We start from the raw sequence: 23,176 nt of genomic DNA, 5'->3' as shown, positions 1-23,176 counted from the left end.
ACCGGAGAAATGCTTGACCTTCCCCCCGTCGGAAGGTGTATACTTGGCTCAAAACTGAAAGCAAGGAGGCAGCTCATGTTAAAGATAGAACATCTGACCAAAACCTACGGCGGCAAACCCGCCGTGCAGGACCTTTGCCTGCATATCCGACCGGGGGAGCTGTGCGCCTTTATTGGCCACAACGGCGCGGGCAAGACCACTACTTTAAAATGCTGCTGCGGCATCCAGCAATTCGATACCGGAGAAATTTATGTGGACGGCATTTCAGTGCGGGAAAATCCGCTGGAATGCAAGCGGCGCTTAGCCTACCTGCCGGATGACCCGCAGCTGTACGAGTATATGACCGGCATCCAGTACCTTGATTTTATCGCGGATATCTTTGGCGTAAGCGCCGCACAGCGGACGCAGCGTATCCGGCAGTACGGCGATGCCTTTGGCCTGACGCAGGACCTTGCGCAGTCCATCGGGGCATACTCCCACGGCATGAAGCAGAAGCTTGCCATCATTGCGGCGCTGCTGCACGAGCCAAAGCTGATTTTAATGGACGAGCCTTTTGTCGGGCTGGACCCACTGGCCTCCCATCAGCTCAAGACCCAGATGAAAGCTTTTTGTGCGCAGGGCGGCGCGATCTTCTTCTCCACCCATGTTTTGGAAGTGGCCGAAAAGCTCTGCGACCGGGTGGCTATTCTGCGCAAAGGCCAGCTGGTGCGCGAGGGTGCCATGGAGCAGGTGCGCGGCGACGACACGCTGGAAGAGGTATTTCTGGAGCTGGAGGATACGGGGGGAGCATTATGATCCGTGCATTGCTCAAAAAACAGCTTCTGGAACTGGGGGCGGCCTTTGTGCGCAGCAGCAAAACGGGCAAGCGGCGCTCCCGGGCAGGAGCATTCGGGTATGCATTGCTGTTTGCGGTGCTGATTCTGCTGGTCATGCTCAGCTTTGGCTCAATGGCGCTGCCGCTGGCGGTAACGCTGGTGCCGCAGGGGCTGGACTGGCTCTATTTTGTGCTGATGGAGCTTTCGGCGCTGACGGTCAGTGTGCTGGCCAGCGCTTTTACCAGCTACGGGCATTTGTTCCGCTGCCGGGACAACCAGCAACTGCTGGCGCTGCCCATCCCGCCGGGCGCTATTTTTGCGGTGCGCTGCGGCGGGGTGTACCTGACCGGGCTGATTTATCTGCTGCTGGCGTGGGTGCCCTCGGTGGTCTGCTATGCGCTGGCGGCACCCTGTCCCGGCGGAGCCCTGCTGGCAGCGCTGCCGGTGGCACTGGCGCTGGCGGGAGTTTCCATGGTGCTGGCTGTTCTGCTGGGCTGGGCGGTGGCGCTGCTCAACCGCCGCGCCCGGCACAAAAACCTTGTCACCGTGGTCGGTACGCTGCTGTTTCTGGCGGTCTACTATGCAGTGTTCCAATGGGTGGGCAACGCGGTAGATGCCCTTGCGCTGGATGCCGTGCAGGCGGGCGCAGCAGCCAGCCGTGCTGCTGCGCCGCTGCGTCTGCTGGGTCTGGCGGCAGTGGGCAACGTCCCGGCGCTGCTGCTGTTTCTGGCGCTGGCTGCGGCCTGTATGGCGCTGTGTGGTAAGGCGCTGGCAAAGCCCTATCTGCGGCTGCTGACCCTTGAACCGGGCAGAGCCAAAACGGAATACCGCGCAAAGACACAAAAAAAGCAGCCCCCGCACCGGGCATTGCTGCGGCGGGAACTGCTGCATCTGGGCGCTTGCCCCATGTGGCTGCTCAACTGTGCACTGAGCAGTCTGCTGCTGCCGGTGCTGGGCGTGGCAGTACTGTGGAAGGCCGCAGACCTGCGCACCTTTACCGTTGCTTACCTGCCGGAGAGCCTGCCCATGCTGGTGTGCGGGATGGTGTGCACCATAGCCGCCATGAACTTTATCACAGCGCCGTCGGTGTCGCTGGAGGGTGGCACCCTCTGGCTGCTGCAAAGCCTGCCGGTGACTCCGCAGCAGGTGCTGCAGGCAAAGGTGGAGCTGCAATTGCTGCTCACGCTGCCGGCGGCGTGGCTGTGTGCCGGGTGTGCCATGGCGGCGCTGCGCATTCCGGCAGGGCAGTGGCTGCCGGTGCTTGCCGTGCTAACAGCCTTTGTGTGGCTGACAGCGCAGCTGGGGCTTGCTTTGGGGTTGTGCCTGCCCAACCTCCATTGGGTCAGTGAAGCCGCCGTGGTCAAGCGGAGCGCCGCCAGTATGCTTGCCATGTTCGGCGGGTGGCTGCTGGCGGGCGGGGTGCTGTTTTTGCCCCTGATCTTACTGGACTACGCTGTGCCGCCGCTGGCTGCACAGACTGTTTGTTTGGCTGTGCTGCTGGGGCTGGATTTACTGCTGCACCGCTGGCTGTGCACCCGCGGCGCAGCCCGGTTTGCCGCCCTGCACTAAAGTGGGACGAATTGGAATGCCCTCCGCTTTGCTTTGGACATATTCAGCGGAAAAACTCATTTGAGTAGAGCAAAATCGGGCAGTCTGCGGACTGCCCGATTTTGCATTTTCACGGGAGGAAACGTAATGGAAAACAGCCACTGCCGGCAGACCAGTGAAGCTTTTTGTTTTGCAGTTATAGCGCATCCAATGCGGTGCGGGCGGCACGGATGTTTGCTTCGCTGGTCTGCCAGATCTCAAACTCCGAAAAGCCCGGCAGACCCATGGGCACGCCCTGCCGCCGGAAGGTCATGCGGCTGTCCAGCACCTGCTTGCCGGAAAGGTGGAACGCCCGGGCACCAGTCTGGGCGGCAAGGGCGGGGATGTTGGCAGCAGATACGCCTGCGCCTACCAATATTTCCACTTCCTGCCCGGCAGCTTCCACCAGCTGCCGCAGCAGGGCAGCACCCTGCGGGGCGCTTGCGGCCTGTCCGCTGGTCAGAATGGTGGCAAGCCCCAGCTGCTTTGCAGCCTCCAGCGCGGCAAAGGGGTCGAAGCAAACATCAAAGGCGCGGTGCAGGGTGCAGTCCACGGTGCGGTGTGCTTTTTCTGCCGCCTGTCGGGCTGCGGCGTAGATAGGGCGCAGAGCATCGGTGTCCAGCGCCCCCGCCGGGGTCAGCACGCCGGTCACGATGCCGTCGGCACCGGCGGCTACCAGCTCGGCGGCGCACTCGGCCATTTGTGCCAGCTCGTAACGGTCGTAGCAGAAATCGCCGAAGCGGGGACGGATAAGCGCCCGCACCGGCAGACCGGTCTCAGCCTTGACCTGACGCAGCAGGGCAGGGGAAGGGGTGGTGCCGCCGATAATAAGGTCGGCGCACAGCTCTAACCGGTCAGCGCCGCCGCGTTTTGCCGCCAGCGCGCTGGCGGTGCTGTCTACGCATACTTCCAAAGTGCAGTGCATAGCGATACCTCCATCTACAAAAAACGATTTTGAATGGCCGCCGCGCTGCTTTGGCCATTTTCAGCGGAATGAATATTTTAATTTATCAATGGGAGAATCTGCGGATTTTCCCATTGATTTTTTCACAGGGGGGAGAGCAAAGGAAAAGTGCTTTTGTTTGATGCTGTGTTCTAAAAAAGGCTGTTGCGCCATGATATGTGCAACAGCCTCGGGGAGTTATGGTTTATTTTACGCTTTCAAGGAAGCGGACAAAACCGGCGCGGCCTGCTTCATCCAGCTTGTACACACCGGCATCGGCCAGCACCTGTGCAAACACATGACCCACCTCGTCCTGCAGGATGGTGTGGACGTTGTCGGCGCTCAGTTCCGGGTGCTTTGCAAGGATCTCTTCCGCCCACTCGGCATGCTTTTGCAGGGCTTCGGGGTACTCTGCGGTGGGCCGATGCGCCACCAGCACATCGGCAAGGTCGAACAGCTCTTGCTTCAGGCGGCTAGGCAGCACAGCAAGACCCATGACCTCGATCAGGCCGATGTTCTCCTTTTTGATGTGGTGCAGCTTGGCATGGGGGTGGTACACACCCAGCGGATGTTCCGGGGTGGTGATGTTGTTGCGCAGCACCAGATCAAGCTGATACTTGCCGTCCCGCATCCGGGCAATGGGGGTGATGGTGTTGTGGGGCTCGCCGTCGGTCTCGGCAAAGATAAAGCAGCTTTCATCGGTGTAGCCGCGCCATGCGGTCAGCAGCTTATCGGCCAGCTCTACAAGGCGTGCATCGTCGGCACAGGTCAGACGGATGCAGCTCATGGGCCAGTGCACGATGCCGGCCTCCACATCCTCAAAGCCGGGGAACACCCAAGCCTTTTCAATGGGAGCCTTGGCCATTGCAAACTCGTAGTGACCGCCCTGGAAGTGGTCGTGGCTCAGGATGCTGCCGCCCACGATGGGCAGGTCAGCGTTGCTGCCCACAAAATAGTGGGGGAACAGTCCCACAAAATCCAGCAGCTTGCGGAAGGTCGCCCGCTCAATCTTCATGGGGGTGTGCTGGTTATTGAACACGATGCAGTGCTCGTTGTAGTAAACGTAGGGGCTGTACTGCAAATTCCATGCGCTGTCGTTAATGGTCAGCGGGATGATGCGGTGGTTTTCGCGCGCAGGGTGGTTCATACGGCCGGCGTAGCCCTCGTTCTCCGCACACAGCTGGCACTTGGGGTAAGCACTCTGGGGTGCAAGCTTTGCGGCGGCAATGGCCTTGGGGTCTTTTTCCGGCTTGGACAGGTTGATGGTAATGTCCAGATCGCCGTACTCGGTCTTGGTGACCCATTTCAGATCGCGCTTGATACGGTAGCGGCGGATGTAGTCGGTGTCCTGACTGAACTTGTAGAACCAGTCGGTGGCGGCCTGCGGCCCCTCGTTTTCGTACCGCTCCTCAAAGTTGGCGCGCACGATGCTGGGGCGCGGGGTCAGCACGCCCATCAGCTTGGTGTCAAACAGATCGCGTGCGGTGGAATTATCCTCGCACACGCCGCGGGCAACGGCATCGTCCACAAGGGTCTTGAGAATGCTTTCCAAGTCGGTGTAGCACGCTTCGCCCTCCGGGGCGGTAAAGTCGTCCAGCTGCATGGTCATCAGCAGCTGGTTGCGGATATAGATCTCGTCATCGGGCAAGATCAGCCCGGTGTCCAGCCCGTAGTTCACGAGCTGCTGGATGGCGGTGGAGATCACAGCACAGCACCTCCCTCAGGACGGATGTTCAGCACATGGCAGCGGCCAGCGCCGAGGATCTTTTCCATGTTTGCCTTAAAGTCTGCCAGCATCTCCACCGGCACAAAGGCCTGCACCGTACCGGCAAAACCGCCGCCGTGCACGCGCACAGCACCCTTGCCGCCCAGATAATGCTTGGCAGCGGCGATGGTCACAGCCACCTCCTGATGCTCCTTGTAACCGGCGGGGATCACGTTCTGCAAATACTCCCAGCTGCTGTCGCCGGAGGCAGTTACCAACTGCAAAAAGGCTTCAAAGTCGCCCTCGCGCAGGGCGGCTACCTGCTGGGGCACGCGGTCATTATCGGCGTAGAAGTGGAAAGCGCGCAGCACAGCGCGGTCGCCGCACTGCTTGCGGCAGGCCGGGATATTTGCAAGGAAAGTCTCAAAGGGCACGTCCCGCAGTACCTCGCCACCGCACACAGCGGCCACAGCGCGGCACTCGTTGGGGATGGCGGCATACTCATCGGTCAGGTCGGCGTGGTCTGCACCAGAGTCCAGAATGCACAGTGCCAGACCTGCCTTGGAAAAGTCCACCTGCACCGGTTCCACGTCTGGGTTTGCCTTGTCGGCAAAGTCGATGGTGATAATGTTGCCCACGCTGGAGGCCATCTGATCCATCAGGCCGCAGGGCTTGCCAAAGTACACATTTTCAGCCCACTGGCCGATCTGTGCAATAGCGATGGGGGAGACCTTTTCAGCCATGAAGCAGTCGTTCAAAATCACGCCGACCAGCACCTCAAAGGCGGCAGAGGAAGAAACGCCGCTACCCTTGGGCACGTTAGAGGAGATGTACACGTCCAGACCGGACAGCTTTGCGCCACGCTGACGGAAAGCCTCGCACTCGCCGCGCAGCAGGGAAGCGGTGGTGTTCTCCTCCTCCTTGCGGGCAGTCAGGTCGTCAAGGTCGATGACGCAAAGGTCGTACCCCTCGCTCTGTACGCGCAGCTGGTTCAGGCTGTTGGGGGCGGCAGCAGCGATCATGTCAATGTTCACGCTGCCAGCCAGTACACGGCCATGCTGGTGGTCGGTGTGGTTGCCGCCGATCTCGGTGCGGCCAGGGGCACTATACAGACCGGCCTCGGTATGTGCGCCGAAGGTGGTCTCTAACCCGTCCAGAACAGCCGTATAACGGGCTGCCTGTGCAGGGGTCTCGTCGGGGGCGCAGCAGTACAGCGCAGCCAGACGCGCAGCGTGTGCACCCTCGGTCAGTTCCTGCTTCCAGGTGGAAATAGACTTCATCATGGAAATTTCCTCCTACTATTATGATCGGAAAAGTCGATGCAGCCGTTCGCAGCTGCCGTAGCTGATTCTATAATAGTCAAATGCAGCGCAAAAAACCATGTGTTATTGTTGCATCTCGATGAAAAGTTGCAAAAAACGCCGATGGAAGCTGATCGGCTGCTTGCAAACAAATAAAATAAAAATTTCTTGGGTAAATCAAAATGCTTGGCATAAATGCACACAAATCCCGGAATTTTGAGCGCAGCGCCCAAAAAAGACGGGATGGAAAATTGCACTTTGCACAAAAAATACCCCCGCACCGATGCAGCCATCGGGTGCGGGGGTGTGGTTCAGCGGGTAAATTCGCTGCCGGTCAGTCCGTCAAGGTTCAGCATTCCTTCCAGTGCGGCAATGTCGGCGTTCACGTCCAGCGCATCGGCTTGGAACAGCTTGTCCAGCTGGTTTTCAAAGGCGGTCACCAGCAGGTCCATGCTGCGCTCAATGCTGTGCTTGGCGTCGGTGATGTTCGTGCCCTCCACTGCCTGCCCGGAAAGGCTGGCGTAGGTGTTCAGCAGCTTGAGGGCGGTAGGCAGATAGTAATTCATAAACTTTTGCAGCTGCGCCTTTTTCTCCGGGTCCTTCTGCGCCAGCGCAAAGATGCGCCCGCTGACCTCTTCCAGCCGGGAGATCTTCTGGCTCATCACCGGGTCAGGGATGGCATCGTTCACCTCCCGCAGCTGGCGCAGCAGGGCGGCGTACTCGTCCTCTGCAGCGGGCTGAGCTTTAGGTGTCGGGGCTTGCGCAGGCTTTTTCGGCTGTGGTGCCGCACCCCGCACCACCAGCGTGTCGGTGCGGTTGTCAATATAGGCATCCGCGCCGAAGTATCCGTGCTCGATGGCGCTTTTCACGGCAGCGCGTCCGCGGGCGGCATCCACCCCGGCAGCGGCGAACAGCTCCGGCAAAGAGATATTATCCCGCTCGCCTACCACCTTATCCAGCAGCCGCTCCAGCTTGCGGGTGCTCTTCATCCGCAGGCCGGTCAGCAGTGCACCGCCGCCGCCAATGGCCATGGCAATATTGGAAAACAGCTCCCCGGGGTCGGGCCAAAACTTCCACACACTGATGACATCCACCGCGTCCGTCACGCCGGCAAACAGAAACACAGCACCCATGATGGTGCAGAGGGTGGCAATGTTTTTATGCCATTGCTTTGCGCTCTTCTGCTCTGCCGTGGGAACATCCTGCCCGGGGAAAGGCGGCGTTTTAGGCATGGGTGCGTTTGGGGCGGGGCGGTAGTCACCCCGGGCACGGGCAGCTTCCTGTTCTTCCTTCTGCACCTTCTGGTCGATGCCTTTCAGGATAAACAACAGCACCCCTAACGGCCCGGACATCGCCATCACGATAAAGATGGCAATGGTGGGGATCTTTGCAAAATAATGTTTTCTCGGCTCCATGAAATAAATTTCCTTTCACAGAAAGATAAAAATAAAAGACCGCGTTCCACTCTATTATAGCGGAGCGCGGCCTTTTTGTTAAGGGGGTATTTCTGTGCGTGAAAAACTTACTTCATCAGGCTGCAAACGGCCTCGGCATAAGCGGCGGGGTCATCCACGGGCAGACCTTCGATCAGCTGTGCCTGTGCGTACAGCAGGGCGCTGTACTTGTTCAGCTTCTCGGTGTCACCGGCTTCCTGTGCGGCCTTCAGGGCAGCAAACACGGGATGGTTCACGTTCAGCTCCAGCACCTTGTCGCTCTTCACGCCCTCGCTGCCGGGCTGCTTGGACAGCACCTTCTCCATCTCAATGGACAGCGGGCCGTCAGAGCTCAGGCAGACGGGGTGATCCTTCAGGCGGGTGGAGACCTTAACCTCCTTCACCTTGCCGTTCAGCGCGTCCTTCATGGCATCGAACAGTGCCTTGTTCTCGGCAGTGGCATCCTCGGCGGCTTTCTTCTCCTCCTCGGACTCCAGACCCAGATCACCGCTGTTCACGTTCTTGAACTCCACGGTGCCGTCCTTGCCCTCGGCATCCTTGCGGGGGTAGCTGTGCAGGATCTGCAGGCAGAACTCATCCACATCCTCGGTCAGCAGCAGCACGTCAAAGCCCTTGTCCAGCACCAGCTCTGCGGAGGGCAGCTTTGCCAGACGGTCGGTGGAGTCGCCTGCGGCAAAGTAGATGTACTTCTGCTCTGCGGGCATCTTGTCGATGTACTCCTGCAGGGTGACCATCTTCTGCTCCTTGGCAGACCAGAACAGCAGCAGGTCACGCAGCAGCTCAGCGTGCATACCGTAATCAGAATAAGCACCAAACTTGATCTGACGGCCGAACTCCTTCCAGAACTCCTCGTACTTTGCACGGTCGTTGTTCAGCATGGCGTGCAGCTCGTTCTTAATCTTCTTTTCCAGTGCGTTGTGGATCAGTTTCAGCTGGCTGTCCTTCTGCAGCATCTCGCGGCTGATATTCAGGCTCAGATCCTGACTGTCCACAATGCCCTTTACAAAGCTGAAGTAATCCGGCAGCAGGTCGGCGCACTTTTCCATAATGAGAACACCGGAAGCGTACAGCGCCAGACCTTTCTCGTAGTCTTTGGTGTAGAAGTCGTAGGGACGGTGGCTGGGCACGAACAGCAGGGCGTTGTAGTTGGCAGTACCCTCGGTGCGGCTCACGATGACCCGGGCGGGGTCGGCGTAATCGCCGAACTTATCCTTGTAGAAGCTATTATACTCCTCATCGGTCACTTCGCTCTTCTGCTTCTTCCAGATGGGAATCATGCTGTTCAGGGTCTCCAGCTCGGTGTAGGTCTCCCACTCCGGCTTGTAGTCCTCGGGCTTGGGGTCCGGTTCCGGCTTCTGACGGCTCTTTTCGCGCTCCATCTGGATGGGGTAGCGCACATAGTCGCTGTACTTCTTCACAATGGCCACGATGCCGTATTCGTCCAGGAAGTTGTCGTATTTCTCAGTGTCGGTATCCGGCTTGATGTGCAGAATGATCTGGGTGCCCACGGTATCCTTCTGGGCGGGGGTCATCTCGTAGCCGTCCACACCGGAGGACTCCCACTGCCAAGCCTCGTCCGAGCCATAAGCCTTGGAGATAACGGTCAGCTTATCGGCCACCATAAAGGCGGAGTAGAAGCCCACGCCGAACTGACCGATGATATCAATGTTCTCGTCCTTGTTGTCCTTCTTGAAATCCAGAGAACCGGAGTGGGCAATGGTGCCCAGATTCTGCTCCAGCTCTTCCTTGGTCATACCGATGCCGTTATCCTCCACGGTCAGGATGCGGTTTTCCTTATCGCGGGTGATGAGAATACGGAAATCGCTCTTGTTCATGCCCACGGAGGTGTCGGTCAGGCTCTTATAGTACAGCTTATCAATGGCGTCCGAAGCGTTGGAGATCAGCTCCCGCAGGAAGATCTCTTTATTGGTATAGATGGAGTTGATCATCATGTCCATCAGTTTTTTGCTCTCTGCCTGAAATTCTTTCTTGGCCATAATACAAAACCTCTTTTATCACATATTTGGTGCGCCGTACCCGGTAAACTGCCGGGATACTTAGCACTCATAACTTCTGAGTGCTAATATACAACGACTTGCAGGGAAAATCAAGGCTTTTCATAAAAAGTTAAAAAAGTAAAAGATTTGCTGCCCCGGTGCACGAAACGGCGCTCCGGGATCGTTTGTTATATAGAGGACGAAATTTTTCCTGAAAAGCTTTCCCACTTTTGCGCAGACTGTGCTATAATGGAGCGAGTATGCCGGAAGGATGTGAGAAAATGTCAAAACAGGGCGATGCCGCCTACGCATGGTTCTTAAAGGGCTATAATTGCAGTCAGAGCGTGGTGGCGGCGTTTGCACCCCAGCTTGGCCTGACCGAAGAAACAGCGCTGCGCCTTTCTGCAGGCTTTGGCGCAGGTATTGGCCGGATGCGGGAGGTGTGCGGGGCGTTCTGCGGTGTGGTGACCGTGCTGAGCATGGTCTACGCCGACCCTGCTGACCCCAAGGATAAATCCCGGATGTACGCACTGGTGCAGCAGGCGGCAGAGCAGTACCGCAGCCGCAACGGCGGCGGCAGCATCATCTGCCGGGAGCTGCTGGCAAAGGCGGGTGCTGCTCCTACTGGGGGCACGGCGGCAGAGGACCGCACCGCAGATTACTATAAAAAGCGCCCCTGCCCGGAATTATGCCGCCTGTGCGCAGAACTGTGCGCAGAATTTATTGCGGCGCACCCGGAGGGACGGCACGGATTTTATAAGGAGGATGTGTAAATGCAGATTGAACAACTGGAATTGACCGGCGGCGGTACGCTGACGCTCTACCTGCGGGAGAGCGTGGAGGCCATGCCGCATTTCCGGCAGCGCCCGCTGGTGCTGGTGGTGCCCGGCGGCGGCTATACCCACGTCAGCCCCCGGGAGGGCGACCCCGTAGCGCTGCAATTTGCGGCAGCTGGCTACCACACGGCGGTACTGCACTACGCAGTAAGGGAGAGCGCCCGGGATGCGCTGCCCATGCGGCAGCTGGCACAGGCCATCGGCCTTGTGCGGCAGCACGCAGAACAGTGGAATATTTTGCCGGATCAGATCGCTTTGTGCGGCTTTTCTGCCGGCGGGCATCTGGCACTGTCCGGTGCGGTGTGGGAGATCCCCGGCATGGCAGACCAGCCGCGCCCCAACGCCCTGCTGCTGGCATACCCGGTGGTTACCGCCGGAGAATACGCCCACAGGGACAGCTTTGTGCAGCTGACAGGCACGCAGGATGTTGCCGCCCACCAGCGCTTTACGCTGGAGGATAAGATCACCCCCGCCACACCACCGGTGTTCGTCTGGCATACCATGGAGGACGAAACTGTCCCGGTGGAAAACACCTTGCTGCTGCTCAGCGCCCTGCACAAGGCAGGCGTGCCATGCGAAGTGCACCTGTTTGAAAAGGGATGCCACGGCACCAGCATCTCCACCCCGGAGGTGGATGCCGACAGCGCCCACCGCCACCACTGGGTCAAGCTTGCGGTGGAGTGGCTGAACGATACCTTTTCCTTCCATGCCTGAGATAACCGACTGAAACAGGAAAAGCGTTTGTAAATTTTGGCCGTACCTACAAAAAATTCACAAATAAACCGTTGACTTGCACAGGCGTATGCCGTATACTGTCCAACGGGGATAAGACCACGAAAGAAGGAAACAAAAATGGTTATGGATCCCACACTGCCGCGCATCAAGGTGCGCGACCTGCTTATGCAGGCATTTCTCACCGGCTGGGAGCGCTCCGATAAAAGCACCTCGCAGGACGAATACCTGCAAAGCTCCATTCAGGTTATTGAGATGCTTCAGGTGGAGCCGGAAAACCTCTACGCAGAGGAAGGCCTTGGCCTGCCGGACGGCGAAGAGGTGGATCATTTGGATGATCTGCTGCGGGCAGACGGCTTCTGGCTGTACTACGGGGTGGAAGCGGAAAACTTCTTCCTCATCCAGTGGTACCCGGACGAAGCCGCTGCCAATGCAAAGATTGCCCAGCTGGAAGAACTGGGCGACGGCAAGCAGTATCTGGTAGATCTGACCCTCAAGCGGGCAAACCCTTCCGAGGCCGAAAACTTCGGCAATTCCAACCCGGTGCAGCTCCGCTCCTGAACAAACGTTAACGTATTGAGTTGAAAGGAAATTTTGCTCATGCAGCTTTCTGTTACGGAACGCGAACAGCTTTATGCCATTTTGGAAAAATACGATCAAAACCCCAAGGTGCAGCAGATGCGGGAGTTCATCCAGCATGGGGACGTTACCACCTATCAGCACTGCAAGAATGTGGTGCTGGTCAGCTGGTGGCTGAACCATCGGCTGCATTTGGGTGCAGACGAGACCTCGCTGGCTGTCGGTGCTTTCCTGCACGATTTTTATCTGTACGACTGGCATAAAAAAGGTACCTTCCATGGCATCCGCCGCTTGTTCGAGATGCACGGCTTCTCTCACCCGAGCCGCGCCTGCGTCAATGCAGAAAAGGTGTTCCATATCACCAAAAAGGAACAGAGCATCATTTCCAGCCACATGTGGCCGCTGACCTTCCGTCATGTGCCCAGCTGCCGCGAGGCCATCATCGTCTGCCTTGCCGATAAGTACTGCGCCGTGGTGGAAAGCATGTTCAAGCGCAGCCGCGTGGCTGCCGCCAAAAACGCCAACGGCGAATACGACGAGTGGTAAAACTGGATCATCGCAAATAACAGGAGCCGCTGCACCAAAAAAGTGCAGCGGCTCCTTCTGCTTTTTACAGCTTTTTGAACCCCTCCGGTTCGTCTGCGGCGGCGCGGCGCTCCATCAGATAGGTATCCAGCCAGCGGCCGTGGCAGTCCCGTGCAATGCGCTCCCGGCGTCCTACCAGCCGGAAGCCGCACTTGGCATGCAGAGCGCGGCTGGCAACGTTATCCTGCAAAACGGTGGATTGCAGCGTCCAGTAGCCGGCCTTTTCGGCAGCGGCGCATAGGGCGCTCAAAAGTCGGAATCCCAGTCCGTGCCCCCGAAACTGCTCACCCACATAGATGCTCACCTCGGCCACGCCCCGGTAGCACCAGCGGGGGTCTACCCGGTGCAAGGCGCACCACCCCGCCAGCACCCCGCCGGAAAGAATGACCAGACGGCACTCCTTTGTGTGGGAAGCGTCCCACGCGGTATAGGGCGGGCATTCGGTCTGGAAGGTTGCGTATTCCGTAGCGATGCCCTCAACATAGATTCTGGAGACCGCGCCCCAGTCCTCCGGCGTCATAGGCCGGATGATGATCTTATCCATACTTTCATCCTCGGCGGGCCGAAAAATGCCCGCACTCTCTTTCCACTCCCGGATAGGTTTCAGTATAGCAGAATTTGCCGGACGGTACAAGAAGCGGACTGCACAGAAATTGCTTTGACATCCCACCCGTTTGTGATACAATAGGGGAACAAGAATACGGAGCGGGGCAGTGCAGGGGCGTGCTGTCTCCCATGGAGGATGTATGAAGAAAACTGTACATGTGCTGCTGTGTATGGTATGGTTTGTGCTTTGCGCGGCGCTGCCTGCCTTTGGCGCAGAAATCGCACCCCATGTTACTGCGGAAACTACGATGGCACAGCTGCGCGCAAACCCGGCGATCCAAGGAACCGGCTATTATACATATTGCCGCGAGATGACGCCGCTGATGGTGGCACGCTGGAAAAACAAGACCCTGCACGATTATTTTGGCGACACCGACCGGGAATCCGGCATTGCTGCGCTAAACCTTATCATTGATAACTATAATAAGGGCGTCAAGGTCACCTATCAGGTCTACACCCCGGAGGAGATCGAACAAAATTCCAGTCTGGGTTGTGTGCAGCTGTTTTATTACCCGGCAGAGACGCCCAACGCCAAAACGGCTATCGTGATCCCCGGCAACGCCCTGACCATAACCTCAGAGATGGGCGAGGGCGGCTCCACCGCCTACGAGCTGCATAAACTGGGCTATGCTGTGTTTGTGCTGCGCTACCGCACCTTCTTGGATCTGGGCGATAATGCCCCGCTTCAGGATTTGGCACGGGCGGTGCAGCTGGTGACGAGCCTTGACGAGGAGCTTTCCATCCAGACGCAGGACTATGCGCTGGTAGGCTACTCCTCCGGTGGTCAGCTTGCGGGTGTGTTTGCGAACAAGGAGCGCGGCTACGGCCATTACGGCGTTGCAAGACCCGGCGTATTGCTGCTGGGTTATTCAGTTGTGAACTTTTCAGAGGTAAAGATCGCGTATCAGGCGTTTATGGATACCGGCAACTATGGGTGGCACTATTACTGCTCCAGTGTGGCAGATCTTATCACGGATGATTATCCGCCGGTATTTTTCTGGTACGGGAAGGATGACAAGGTGCTGCCTTGGATGATCAATCAGGTGCAGGGCCCGGCGCTGCAAGCGGCGCTGGAAGCTCATAAGGTGCCTTATGTTGTAAAAGTGTTTGAGTCTGCACCCCATTGCATCGGGGTAGGCGATAACACTGATGCCGAGGGCTGGCTGACGGAAGCTGTAGCTTTCTGGGAGCAGCAGACCGCTGCTTGACCATAAATAAAAAGGAGTAGAGTATGATGGATCAGAATACTTGTTTTGCATACCTGAATATGGAGCTGCCGGACGACATCCGCCGCCTGAAGGAGGCAGGCTACTACGATGCCGCCATTGCGCGCATCGACGCCTGTCTGGCCGAGGACTGGACTGCCAGCCAGAACCAGCCCCTGCACCCGCAGGGCGCGCTGCCGGTAAACCCCACTCCTCACGGTGTGGACGCATGGCGGCAGGGTCTGCTGGCGCACCGGGAGATTTTGCGCCGTCTGCCGCAGGACTACACCCTGACCGCCGAGCAGCTGCTGAACCAGCTGCAAGCCACCCTGCGGGACTTTACCGCCGAGGAGTTCGCCGCGCTGGATGCTGCCGGTCAGATGGACTGGCGTTTTGTGGAAGGGCAGAAGCGCTATATCTACCGCGCCGCCGAAACGCTGGTGGCTACCCATCCCGACCTTGCCGCCCGTCAGCTGGACCCGCCCGTCCCGGAGCGCAGCTGGGATCGTTTTGAGCCCCAGCACGACCAGATGGTGCGCACCGGCGCCGTCAGCGCAGACATCACCCTGCGCACCAGCATCGGCATGACGGACGAGACCTTTGCCCGCGCCCTTGCTGCCGCAAAGGCTGAGGGCAGAAACACCGTGCACGTCAAGGTATGGCTGCCGCTGCCCGCTGCCTGCCCGGCACAGAGCAATATCACGCTGGACAGCTTCACCGCCCAGCCCACTTATATTGCGCCGGAAACTGCACCCCAGCGCACCGCGTACTGGGAGGCAGACCTTGCCGAGAACTGCCGCTTTGGGGCACAGTACAGCTACCGCAGCACTGCACACTACGCTGCCCCGCTGGAAATGCAGGCCGACCCGGTGCAGCCGGATTTTGACACCGCCGAGCAGCTGCCCCACATCGCCTTTACCCCCTATATGAAGGCACTGGCTGCGCAGCTGACCGAGGGCATCACCGACCCAGTGCAGAAGGCAAAGCGCATTTATGATTTTGTCACCCTGAATGTGCACTATCACTTCCAGCCTATGTATTTTGTGCACGAGAACATCACCGATAACTGCGCCCGCAGCCGCCGGGGCGATTGCGGCGTGATGGCTGCCACCTTTATCACCCTTTGCCGCATTGCAGGCATCCCGGCAAAGTGGCAGAGCGGCATGGTGGCACGGCCGGAGACAGCTGGCTGCCACGACTGGGCAATGTTCTATATTGCCCCCAAGGGCTGGATGTACGCCGATTGCTCTGCCGGTGCGTCTATGGCGCGTGCGGGCAACGAGAAGATGCGCCTGCACTACTTCGGCAATCTGGACACCGACCGCATGGTAGCTAACAGCGATATCTGCGCGCCCTTCGACCCGCCCATGTGTTCCTTCCGCGCCGACCCCTGTGATAATCAGGTAGGCGAGATAGAGGTAGACGGCGTGGGTCTGTACGGCCAGCAGGTGGAGACTACACATGAAATCGTAAAGCATCAGGAAGTATAAGCACATCCGGGTCTGCCATTACCGCAAGACCCGGATTTTTGAGTTAAAGGAGAATGTCTATGGGATTTTTGGCAGGACTGTATACGCTTTTGCTGGTGGCCATCTGCCTGTTGCAGGCACTTTTGCTGTACCGCACCGGCAAGCCCGCCGCCCGGCAGGATGACGAAGCTCTGAAAGAGTGGCTGCGCCAGCAGTTGGAAGCACAGGCGCGGGTGTTGGAAGAAAAGCAGGCGCAGCAGGCACAGCAGAATCTGGCCGCGATGGCGCACATCAGCGACACCTTGCAAACCGCAGTGCAGGGCATGAGCAGTACCCTGACGGCAGGGCAGAACGCCCAGCAGCAGACCATGGAGCAGCGCTTGCAGGGACTGGAAGCCTCTAATGCCCGCAAGCTGGAGGAGATGCGCAAAGCGCTGGCAGACGGCCTTGCCGCCATGCAGGCACAGAATGCCCAGAAACTGGATGAGATCCGCCATACTGTGGACGAGCAATTACAGGACGCGCTGCAAAAGCGGGTGACCGAAAGCTTTAAGGCGGTCAACGACCAGTTGGAGCAGGTGTACAAGGGCTTGGGCGAGATGCAGAGTCTTGCCGCCGATGTGGGCGGGCTGAAGCAGGTGCTTTCCGGCGTTAAGACCCGCGGCATTCTGGGCGAGATCCAGCTGGGCGCGATTCTGGAAGAGATCCTTGCACCGGAGCAGTACGACACCAACGTGGCCACCATCCCCGGCAGCACCCAGCGGGTGGAGTACGCCATCCGTATGCCCGGCGTGGACGGCAACAGCGTCTGGCTGCCCATCGACTCCAAATTCCCCGGCGATACCTACGCCCACTTGCAGGACGCACAGGCTTCCGGCGATGCGCAGGCGGTGGAAAACGCCCGCCACGCGCTGGAACTGGTGCTGCGCAGCGAGGCAAAAGACATTCGGGAAAAATATGTGGAGCCGCCCTATACCACGGCTTTCGGCATCCTGTTTCTGCCCTTTGAGGGGCTGTACGCCGAGGTGGTGAACGCCGGGCTGTTGGAAGTTTTGCAGCGGGATTATCAGGTGAACGTGGCCGGCCCCAGCACCATGGCAGCATTGCTCAACAGCCTGCAAATGGGCTTCAAGACCCTTGCCATTCAAAAGCGCTCCGGCGAGGTGTGGCAGCTGCTGGGTGCGGTCAAGACCGAGTTCGATAAGTTCGGGCAGGGGCTTTCCAAGATGCAGCAGCGCCTGCGCCAGACCGATGAAGAGCTGGACAACCTCATCGGGGTGCGCAGCCGTGCCATCAGCCGCAAGCTGCGTGCGGTGCAGACGCTGGACGAAAACACCGCCGCCACCCTGCTGGAGCTGGACACCGAGCCGGGCAGACCGGTAACGGCACGTCTGCCGGAGAGCGGGGAAGAGCTTTGATGCGCAGAAGCTCCCCGCATTATCCCTTGCGAAATTTCTGACGATGTGCTACAATAGGAATTGTTCTCAGAAATATTTGCCAATTTACGGCACAAGATAAACCCAAAAGGAGTCTGAACGGTATGAGCATGAAAAAAATCAGTGAAGCCATCCTTGGTGTGGGCGTGGACGATACCACCATCGACCTGTTCGAGAGCCAGTATCCGGTGCCCACCGGGGTCAGCTATAATTCCTATGTCATTCTGGATGAAAAGACCACCATTCTGGACACGGTGGACGCCCGCGCTACCGAGCCTTGGCTGGAAAACCTTGCCGAGGCACTGGGCGGCCGCAAGCCCGCCTATCTGGTTGTCTCCCACATGGAGCCGGATCACGGTGCTAACGTGGCAAAGCTGGCAGCACTTTACCCGGAAATGCAGGTGGTTGGCAACGCCAAGACCTTCCAGTATATGGAGCAGTTCTTTGGCGCAGATGCCATTGCCCCGGAGCGCCGCGTGGTGGTGAAGGACGGCGAGAGCCTGAGCCTTGGCACCCACACCCTCACCTTTGTGTTTGCTCCCATGGTGCACTGGCCGGAGGTCATGGTCAGCTATGAGAGCAGCGAAAAGGTGCTGTTCTCTGCCGATGGCTTTGGCCGCTTTGGTGCCGTGGCAAAGTTTGACGAAAATGCCGACTGGGCAAGCGAAGCCCGCCGCTATTACCTGAATATCGTGGGCAAGTACGGCCCGCAGGTGCAGGCGCTGCTTAAAAAGGCTGCTGCACTGGATATCAAGACCATCTGCCCGCTGCACGGCCCGGTGCTTACCGGCGATCTGGGTAAGTACCTGAACTACTACGATCTCTGGTCCAGCTATAAGGCAGAGGAGCCGGAAAAGATTCTGGTGGCCAGCGCTTCCATCCACGGCCACACCCGCGCCGCCGCCCACACCATGGCTGAAAAGCTGCGCGCACAGGGCGCAAAGGTGGTGGAGATGGATCTGACCCGTACCGATGTGTCCTATGCCGTCACCGAGGCTTTCCGCTGCGGTAAGATCGTGCTGGCCTGCGCCACCTACGATGGTTTCCTCTTCCCGCCGATGGAGAATCTGCTGACTCACCTCAAGACCAAGAGCTTCCAGAACCGCACCGTCGGCCTGATGGAAAACGGCACTTGGGCACCCATGGCTGCAAAGCTTATGCGTGCCGAGCTGGAGAGTATGAAAAATATCACCCTCTGCGAGAACGTGGTCACCATCCGTTCTGCCGCTAACGCCGCCGCTGAGGCACAGATGGACGCCCTTGCCGCAGAACTCGTGACAAAGTAACACGATATAAAATCAGTTGAACGCAAACACTCCCGGACTTTCCATAAAAAGCCCGGGAGTGTTTTTTTGCAGCAAAAAATAAAGCCTCCGGCGAAACCCACGTAGAATCCGTAGATTCCAGAAGTAGATTGCCAGAGGGCTTTATAAAAGCCCTCCGGTGGTACCCACGTAGAATCTGAAGATTCAAGGAGTAGACAGCCGGAAAATCTCTGCTCAAAGTTATAGCATGGTCTGCCGTTAAAAGCAAACAAAAATAAAAGCAGCCTTACCACGGTATTCAAGACCGAGCAGGGCAGTAACGCCCCTAAGCTGCTTTCTACTTTTTATCATAACACAAGCTGCTACCAAAGGCAATAAAAAAGCAGAAATGCGCTGTCACGGTCTTCAAGACCGAGGAGGGCGATAAACGCCCGGGCATTTCTGTTGATAGGAGTATAGCATGATTTGCGAACGGAAGCAAGATGAAACAAAAAAGCGGTGAAACGAACGAATTTTAAACGTTTCACCGCCATATTCTGGAGCAGGATACGGGACTCGAACCCGCCGCCTACTGCTTGGGAAGCAGTCGCTCTACCGGATGAGCTAACCCTGCAAGTGCTCCATTATTGTAACAAAGCAGGGCAGGAATGTCAAGGCTTTTCCGCACGAAATTTGCGGTCAACTCATTTTGGCCCATGTCAGGTCCAGCACCGGGAAGAACGGGTCGAATACCAAGTCGCGCACGCCGTTCGCCAGCAGTAGACGCTTCTGCTGCGCCATCAGGGGCACCACGGTGCAGCTTTCCAGCAGCTGCTGTTCGCACTGCGCCAACAGAGCGCAACGGTCCTTGCCGGTCTGCTGTGCGCTCAAAGCCAGCCGGTCGGCATAAACGGTATCGGCGTAGCCGGTCAGGCTGCCGCCCTCAGCGGTGAATTGCTGCAGCATCTGGTACACGCTGCCGCCCTCCGCACGGATGGGCGCAAGGGCAATGGTGTATTTCCCGGCGGCAATGCGGGCGTCAAACTCGTCCTGCTCTACCTCTTCCACCGAGAAGAACAGGGAGCACTCCTTTTGCCATGCGCTGTTGATTTGGTCGGCCAGTTCGCCCAGCCCGGCGTTCTTGGGCAGCAGCAGGGTCACACCGGAAAAATCTGAGGTAGCCATGCCCTGCCGGGCAGCCAGATACAAAGCCTTAGGTTCAGAGATGGTGGGCAGGGGGTCACCGGCAGCATCGCGGTAGTCCAGCCCGTCCACGGTCAGCCCCTCCGGTACAAGCCCCTTTGCAGCGGCATACAGGCCGCCGGAGGGCACGGTGGCGTTTTCCCGGGCAATACCGGCCAGCGCCTGCCGCAGCTGCTGGTTCTGGAACACCGACCCCTCCGCCGCGTTGAACAGCAGCGCCCATGTGGTGTCGGAATAGCTTACCGTCTGTAAGCTGGTGGCTTCGCCGCTCTCGTCCAGTGCTGCCGAGCATTTGTCGTCGGCAATAAGCTGGGCTGCACTTTTGCCGCTGCCGCTGGTGTCCTGCACCAGACGCAGACTGCCAACCAGCGGGCTTTCCACGGTGCGGCGTAAAAACAGACCGTTTGTCGTCCAGTTATACAGGTAAAAGCTGCCGCTTGCAAGCGTGGTCTTGGCGGTCAGCCCGTAGGTGCCCCGGGTGCTCTCAAAAAAGGCCTCGTCGCAGGGGGCTGCACCGGGCAATGTCAGCTTTGCTAAGAAGTTATCGTCCCGTTCGCTCAACCGGAACACCAACGTCAGCGCCCCATTGGCCGAAACGCCCAGACTGCTTTCGTCCGCCAGCCCCGCTTGCACGGCGGCGCTGTTCTGGATGGCGGAAAACTCCACTGCGTAGGGCGAGGCGGTATCGGCGCGGAAAATGCGCCGGAACGCAAACACAAAATCCTCGGCGGTAATGTCGTACTCTGTGGCGGCATCCTTGGCGGCTGCGTAGGTCAGGCCGTCCTTCAGGGTAAAGGTGTAGGTCAGCCCGTCCGGGGAGACCGTCCATTTCTCACAGAGACCCGGCACAAGCTCGCCATCCGGGTCCTTGCGCACCAGCGTGCCGTACAGATTCTCGCAGGCGATGACATCCGACGCACCGGAGGCCACCTGCGGGTCCAGATTTGCAGGGATGCTGTCCACGAACCATGTAAAGCTGGCAGAGTTTGTGGAGCTGCCGCAGCCGGTCAGGGCAAAAAGAAACGCAGCAGCCAGCACCGCTGCGGTAAAACGTAACCATCGTTTCAAAAAGAATAACCTCATTCCGTTCATCTTCGCGCAGAAATGGCAAAAAACGCTCTGCAACGACAAGTGTAGCAGAAAGCAACAGAAAAAACAATTGCCTTTTTGTGAATTTACCGGGCTTTTTGAAGCAGACTGTGCGGTTTTCCGTTGCCAATTGCGCGCAAATGGACTATAATGGTACAGCAAAGTGATCCCCGCGCTGCCCGTGCGGCGCGGTGTTATACCATGATCCTATTAGAGGAGGAACTGTTTTTATGCAGAAAGATCAGCAGAAGCTTGCCCAGCTTATTCAGGGCAAAAAGGTCGCCTTTATCGGCGCAGGCGTCAGCCACAAGACCCTTATTAAGGAGTTTGTGGAGCTGGGCGCTCATGTGACCCTGTGTGACCAGAAAAAGAGCGTGGAGGACTTTGGCGATTACGCCGCCACCATCCGGGAGCTGGGCATTGACCTGAGCCTTGGCGAAAACTATCTGGACGGCTTCAAGGGGCAGGACATCATCATGCGCACCCCGGGCTTTGTGGGCTATTTTGAAAAGCCCCTGCAGGACGCCATGGCCGCCGGCACCATGGTCACCAGCGAGGTGGAACTGTTCTTCGACTTCTGTCCCTGCGAGATCGTGGCAGTGACTGGCTCGGACGGCAAGACCACCACCACCACCCTTATCTCCAAGTTCTATGAGGCCGCAGGCCGCAAGGTGCATCTGGGCGGCAACATCGGCGCAGCGCTGCTGCCCATGCTGCCGGAGGTATCCCCGGAGGATGTGGCTGTGGTGGAGCTTTCCAGCTTCCAGCTGATCAGTATGCACGCCAGCCCCAACATTGCGGTGGTCACCAACGTGACCCCGAACCATCTGGATCACCACAAGGATATGCAGGAATACATCGATGCAAAGCGCAATATCCTGCTGTACCAGAAGCAGCCCTGCCGCGCCGTGCTGGGCTATGAAAACGAGATCAGCCGCTCCATGCAGGCCGACTGCAAGGGCAAGCAGGTGTGGTTCACCCGCCTGCACGATACTGACAACGGTGCCTTCCTGCGCAAGGATGGCATGCTCTGCATGGCAGAGGATGGCGTTGTGACCCCCTTCCTTGCCCAGAAGGATGTCAAGCTGCGCGGCCTGCACAACATCGAGAACCTGCTGGCTGCTGCCGCTGCCGTGTGGGGCGAGGTGCCCGTAGAAGCTATCCGTCAGGTGGGCAGCACCTTCACCGGCGTGGAGCACCGCATCGAGCCGGTGCGTACTCTGGACGGCGTGCTGTACTATAACGATTCCATCGGCACCAGCCCCACCCGCACCATCGCCGGTCTGCGCAGCTTTGACCGGAAGGTCATCCTCATCGCGGGCGGCTACGATAAGCACATCCCCTACGAGCCGCTGGCACCGGAGATCATCGCCCATGTCAAGGATCTGGTGCTGATGGGTGCTACCGGCCCCCGCATCGAAAAGGCTGTGCGGGAGTGCCCCGGCTTTGACGAGACTGCGCTGCCAATTCAGCACGCAGATGATATGCAGCACGCCGTAGAGCTGGCGCGCGCCGCCGCAAAGCCCGGAGATATCATCATCCTGTCCCCGGCAAGTGCTTCTTTTGACCTGTACCCCAACTTTGAGGTGCGCGGCCGCGAGTTCAAAAAGATCGTCAACGCGCTCAAGTGATCGCACAGGTAAAGGATGCAAAGCGCCGCACCCGGTTCGCGAATGCCTGCCGGGGTCTGCCGGTGCTGGACGCTCTGCTGCCGCTGGACTGCGCGCTCTTTCGCAAAAGTCAGCCGTGGCGGTTCTACGCGGGCCCCACGCTGGCACTGGAACTTTCCGGCAGCACGGCATGGCTGGCCGGGCACGCAAACCCCGCAGAGCTGGCAGGCTTTTTGTCCTTCTGTGGGTGCGAGAGCGCCATTCTGGATGAGACTGTCTGCCCGCCGCCGGACGGCTGGCACAAGGCGGAAACGCTGACCGTGTTCGGTCTACCGCAGGGCGGTCCGTTGCCCCTGCCCGCCGTGGACGAAGCTTTGTGGGCGCAGCTGACCCTCTGCCGGGAAGCGCCCGCCGTCCGGGTGGCGCAGGCGCTTTACCCTGCAGACCTCACCCGGCAGGCAGACTTTTACTCAGAACTGTGCACAAAGCGCAGCCGGGGCAGGGCAGCGGCATGGGCGTTGGAGCAGGGGAGTACAGTCGTTTGCACCGTGGGTGCTTATGCCCTGTGCAATGGGCAAGCCTACATGGCCTGCGGGCAGACCGCAGAGCCGCTGCGGGGCAAGGGCATCGGCGGGCGGCTCATTGTGGAAATGGCAAACAGCCTTGCCGCTGAAGGCCTGCGCCCGGTATTCCTCTGTGCACCGGAGCGGGTGCGGTTTTATACCCGCCTTGGCTTTGCAAAACAAGCAGAGTACGCCCGCTATGTGCCCGAGAAATGAC

The 23,176-nt window shown here is 58.7% G+C and carries 19 protein-coding genes and 1 tRNA gene; 12 read left to right on the top strand and 8 right to left on the bottom strand.

From position 1 onward, the window contains the following. Positions 1-75: 75 nt before the first annotated feature. The gene (locus DXB44_RS03065) at positions 76-795 is read left to right on the top strand and encodes an ABC transporter ATP-binding protein (protein WP_118657692.1); all 720 of its coding nucleotides are present in this window, start codon (positions 76-78) and stop codon (positions 793-795) included. After that, the gene (locus DXB44_RS03060; RefSeq protein ID WP_118657691.1) at positions 792-2,384 is read left to right on the top strand and encodes a hypothetical protein; all 1,593 of its coding nucleotides are present in this window, start codon (positions 792-794) and stop codon (positions 2,382-2,384) included. The genes DXB44_RS03065 and DXB44_RS03060 overlap by 4 nt, the downstream gene beginning before the upstream one ends. Before the next feature lie 175 nt (positions 2,385-2,559). Here DXB44_RS03060 and DXB44_RS03055 read toward each other — a convergent pair whose 3' ends face one another. From DXB44_RS03055 to htpG, 5 genes are all read right to left on the bottom strand, one after another. After that, on the bottom strand, positions 2,560-3,327 hold the full coding sequence (locus tag DXB44_RS03055) for a copper homeostasis protein CutC (RefSeq protein ID WP_118657690.1): 768 nt from the start codon (positions 3,325-3,327) through the stop codon (positions 2,560-2,562). A gap of 223 nt (positions 3,328-3,550) precedes the next feature. Continuing rightward, positions 3,551-5,050, bottom strand: coding sequence for a UDP-glucose--hexose-1-phosphate uridylyltransferase (gene galT, locus DXB44_RS03050; RefSeq protein WP_118657689.1), 1,500 nt, complete (start codon positions 5,048-5,050; stop codon positions 3,551-3,553). Beyond that, a complete protein-coding gene (locus tag DXB44_RS03045) occupies positions 5,047-6,333 on the bottom strand; it encodes a galactokinase family protein (RefSeq protein ID WP_118657688.1) in 1,287 nt (428 codons plus the stop codon). The genes galT and DXB44_RS03045 overlap by 4 nt, the downstream gene beginning before the upstream one ends. 329 nt (positions 6,334-6,662) lie before the next feature. Further along, on the bottom strand, positions 6,663-7,766 hold the full coding sequence (locus tag DXB44_RS03040; RefSeq protein WP_118657687.1) for a 5-bromo-4-chloroindolyl phosphate hydrolysis family protein: 1,104 nt from the start codon (positions 7,764-7,766) through the stop codon (positions 6,663-6,665). 107 nt (positions 7,767-7,873) lie between these two features. Continuing rightward, complete coding sequence (gene htpG / locus DXB44_RS03035; RefSeq protein ID WP_118657686.1) at positions 7,874-9,802, bottom strand: molecular chaperone HtpG; 1,929 nt, start codon at positions 9,800-9,802, stop codon at positions 7,874-7,876. 281 nt (positions 9,803-10,083) lie between these two features. On the opposite strand from htpG, the gene DXB44_RS03030 reads away from it, so the two are divergent. The 4 genes from DXB44_RS03030 to DXB44_RS03015 all read left to right on the top strand — a co-directional run bounded on the left by DXB44_RS03030 (position 10,084) and on the right by DXB44_RS03015 (position 12,495). Further along, positions 10,084-10,575, top strand: a complete 492-nt coding sequence (locus tag DXB44_RS03030; RefSeq protein WP_118657685.1) for a C-GCAxxG-C-C family protein — start codon at positions 10,084-10,086, stop codon at positions 10,573-10,575. Beyond that, on the top strand, positions 10,576-11,352 hold the full coding sequence (locus DXB44_RS03025; RefSeq protein WP_118657684.1) for an alpha/beta hydrolase: 777 nt from the start codon (positions 10,576-10,578) through the stop codon (positions 11,350-11,352). It abuts the gene before it with no gap. 138 nt (positions 11,353-11,490) lie between these two features. After that, entirely contained in the window at positions 11,491-11,931 is a 441-nt protein-coding gene (locus DXB44_RS03020) for a hypothetical protein (RefSeq protein ID WP_097780158.1), read from the top strand. A gap of 39 nt (positions 11,932-11,970) precedes the next feature. Beyond that, a complete protein-coding gene (locus tag DXB44_RS03015; RefSeq protein WP_118657683.1) occupies positions 11,971-12,495 on the top strand; it encodes an HD domain-containing protein in 525 nt (174 codons plus the stop codon). A 64-nt stretch (positions 12,496-12,559) separates the two neighbouring features. Here DXB44_RS03015 and DXB44_RS03010 read toward each other — a convergent pair whose 3' ends face one another. Then, entirely contained in the window at positions 12,560-13,078 is a 519-nt protein-coding gene (locus tag DXB44_RS03010) for a GNAT family N-acetyltransferase (RefSeq protein WP_118657682.1), read from the bottom strand. Between the two features lie 202 nt (positions 13,079-13,280). Between DXB44_RS03010 and DXB44_RS03005 the strand changes: the two genes are divergently transcribed. The 4 genes from DXB44_RS03005 to DXB44_RS02990 all read left to right on the top strand — a co-directional run bounded on the left by DXB44_RS03005 (position 13,281) and on the right by DXB44_RS02990 (position 18,536). After that, complete coding sequence (locus DXB44_RS03005; protein ID WP_118657681.1) at positions 13,281-14,348, top strand: alpha/beta hydrolase; 1,068 nt, start codon at positions 13,281-13,283, stop codon at positions 14,346-14,348. Between the two features lie 23 nt (positions 14,349-14,371). Continuing rightward, entirely contained in the window at positions 14,372-15,835 is a 1,464-nt protein-coding gene (locus DXB44_RS03000; protein ID WP_118657680.1) for a transglutaminase-like domain-containing protein, read from the top strand. 59 nt (positions 15,836-15,894) lie between these two features. Continuing rightward, entirely contained in the window at positions 15,895-17,232 is a 1,338-nt protein-coding gene (gene rmuC / locus DXB44_RS02995; RefSeq protein WP_118657679.1) for a DNA recombination protein RmuC, read from the top strand. A gap of 122 nt (positions 17,233-17,354) precedes the next feature. Further along, positions 17,355-18,536 (top strand): MBL fold metallo-hydrolase, encoded by a 1,182-nt coding sequence (locus tag DXB44_RS02990; protein WP_118657678.1) that lies wholly within the window; start codon positions 17,355-17,357, stop codon positions 18,534-18,536. A 516-nt stretch (positions 18,537-19,052) separates the two neighbouring features. Here the strand turns inward: DXB44_RS02990 and DXB44_RS02985 are convergent. After that, positions 19,053-19,128: transfer RNA gene (locus DXB44_RS02985), tRNA-Gly, on the bottom strand. Positions 19,129-19,193: 65 nt separating this feature from the next. After that, the gene (locus DXB44_RS02980; protein ID WP_243111014.1) at positions 19,194-20,765 is read right to left on the bottom strand and encodes an ABC transporter substrate-binding protein; all 1,572 of its coding nucleotides are present in this window, start codon (positions 20,763-20,765) and stop codon (positions 19,194-19,196) included. A 251-nt stretch (positions 20,766-21,016) separates the two neighbouring features. Between DXB44_RS02980 and murD the strand changes: the two genes are divergently transcribed. Both murD and DXB44_RS02970 read left to right on the top strand, forming a co-directional pair. Next, positions 21,017-22,417, top strand: a complete 1,401-nt coding sequence (gene murD, locus DXB44_RS02975; protein WP_118657676.1) for a UDP-N-acetylmuramoyl-L-alanine--D-glutamate ligase — start codon at positions 21,017-21,019, stop codon at positions 22,415-22,417. Continuing rightward, on the top strand, positions 22,414-23,175 hold the full coding sequence (locus DXB44_RS02970; protein WP_118657675.1) for a GNAT family N-acetyltransferase: 762 nt from the start codon (positions 22,414-22,416) through the stop codon (positions 23,173-23,175). The genes murD and DXB44_RS02970 overlap by 4 nt, the downstream gene beginning before the upstream one ends. Position 23,176 lies beyond the last annotated feature (1 nt).

Source organism: Faecalibacterium sp. OM04-11BH (assembly GCF_003482185.1).
GTDB classification, from domain to species: domain Bacteria; phylum Bacillota; class Clostridia; order Oscillospirales; family Ruminococcaceae; genus Faecalibacterium; species Faecalibacterium tardum.
Note: the sequence above shows the minus strand (reverse complement) of the source record. Positions and strands in the feature narration are given on the sequence as shown.

Coding starts and splice junctions, on each gene's coding strand:
- DXB44_RS03040 (WP_118657687.1), bottom strand. CDS start 7,766: ATGGAGCCGAGAAAACATTATTTTGCAAAGATCCCCACCATTGCCATC.
- htpG (WP_118657686.1), bottom strand. CDS start 9,802: ATGGCCAAGAAAGAATTTCAGGCAGAGAGCAAAAAACTGATGGACATG.
- murD (WP_118657676.1), top strand. CDS start 21,017: ATGCAGAAAGATCAGCAGAAGCTTGCCCAGCTTATTCAGGGCAAAAAG.
- DXB44_RS03000 (WP_118657680.1), top strand. CDS start 14,372: ATGATGGATCAGAATACTTGTTTTGCATACCTGAATATGGAGCTGCCG.
- DXB44_RS03025 (WP_118657684.1), top strand. CDS start 10,576: ATGCAGATTGAACAACTGGAATTGACCGGCGGCGGTACGCTGACGCTC.
- DXB44_RS03045 (WP_118657688.1), bottom strand. CDS start 6,333: ATGATGAAGTCTATTTCCACCTGGAAGCAGGAACTGACCGAGGGTGCA.
- DXB44_RS03055 (WP_118657690.1), bottom strand. CDS start 3,327: ATGCACTGCACTTTGGAAGTATGCGTAGACAGCACCGCCAGCGCGCTG.
- DXB44_RS03030 (WP_118657685.1), top strand. CDS start 10,084: ATGTCAAAACAGGGCGATGCCGCCTACGCATGGTTCTTAAAGGGCTAT.
- DXB44_RS03020 (WP_097780158.1), top strand. CDS start 11,491: ATGGTTATGGATCCCACACTGCCGCGCATCAAGGTGCGCGACCTGCTT.
- DXB44_RS03010 (WP_118657682.1), bottom strand. CDS start 13,078: ATGGATAAGATCATCATCCGGCCTATGACGCCGGAGGACTGGGGCGCG.
- rmuC (WP_118657679.1), top strand. CDS start 15,895: ATGGGATTTTTGGCAGGACTGTATACGCTTTTGCTGGTGGCCATCTGC.
- DXB44_RS03065 (WP_118657692.1), top strand. CDS start 76: ATGTTAAAGATAGAACATCTGACCAAAACCTACGGCGGCAAACCCGCC.
- DXB44_RS02990 (WP_118657678.1), top strand. CDS start 17,355: ATGAGCATGAAAAAAATCAGTGAAGCCATCCTTGGTGTGGGCGTGGAC.
- DXB44_RS03060 (WP_118657691.1), top strand. CDS start 792: ATGATCCGTGCATTGCTCAAAAAACAGCTTCTGGAACTGGGGGCGGCC.
- DXB44_RS03005 (WP_118657681.1), top strand. CDS start 13,281: ATGAAGAAAACTGTACATGTGCTGCTGTGTATGGTATGGTTTGTGCTT.
- DXB44_RS03015 (WP_118657683.1), top strand. CDS start 11,971: ATGCAGCTTTCTGTTACGGAACGCGAACAGCTTTATGCCATTTTGGAA.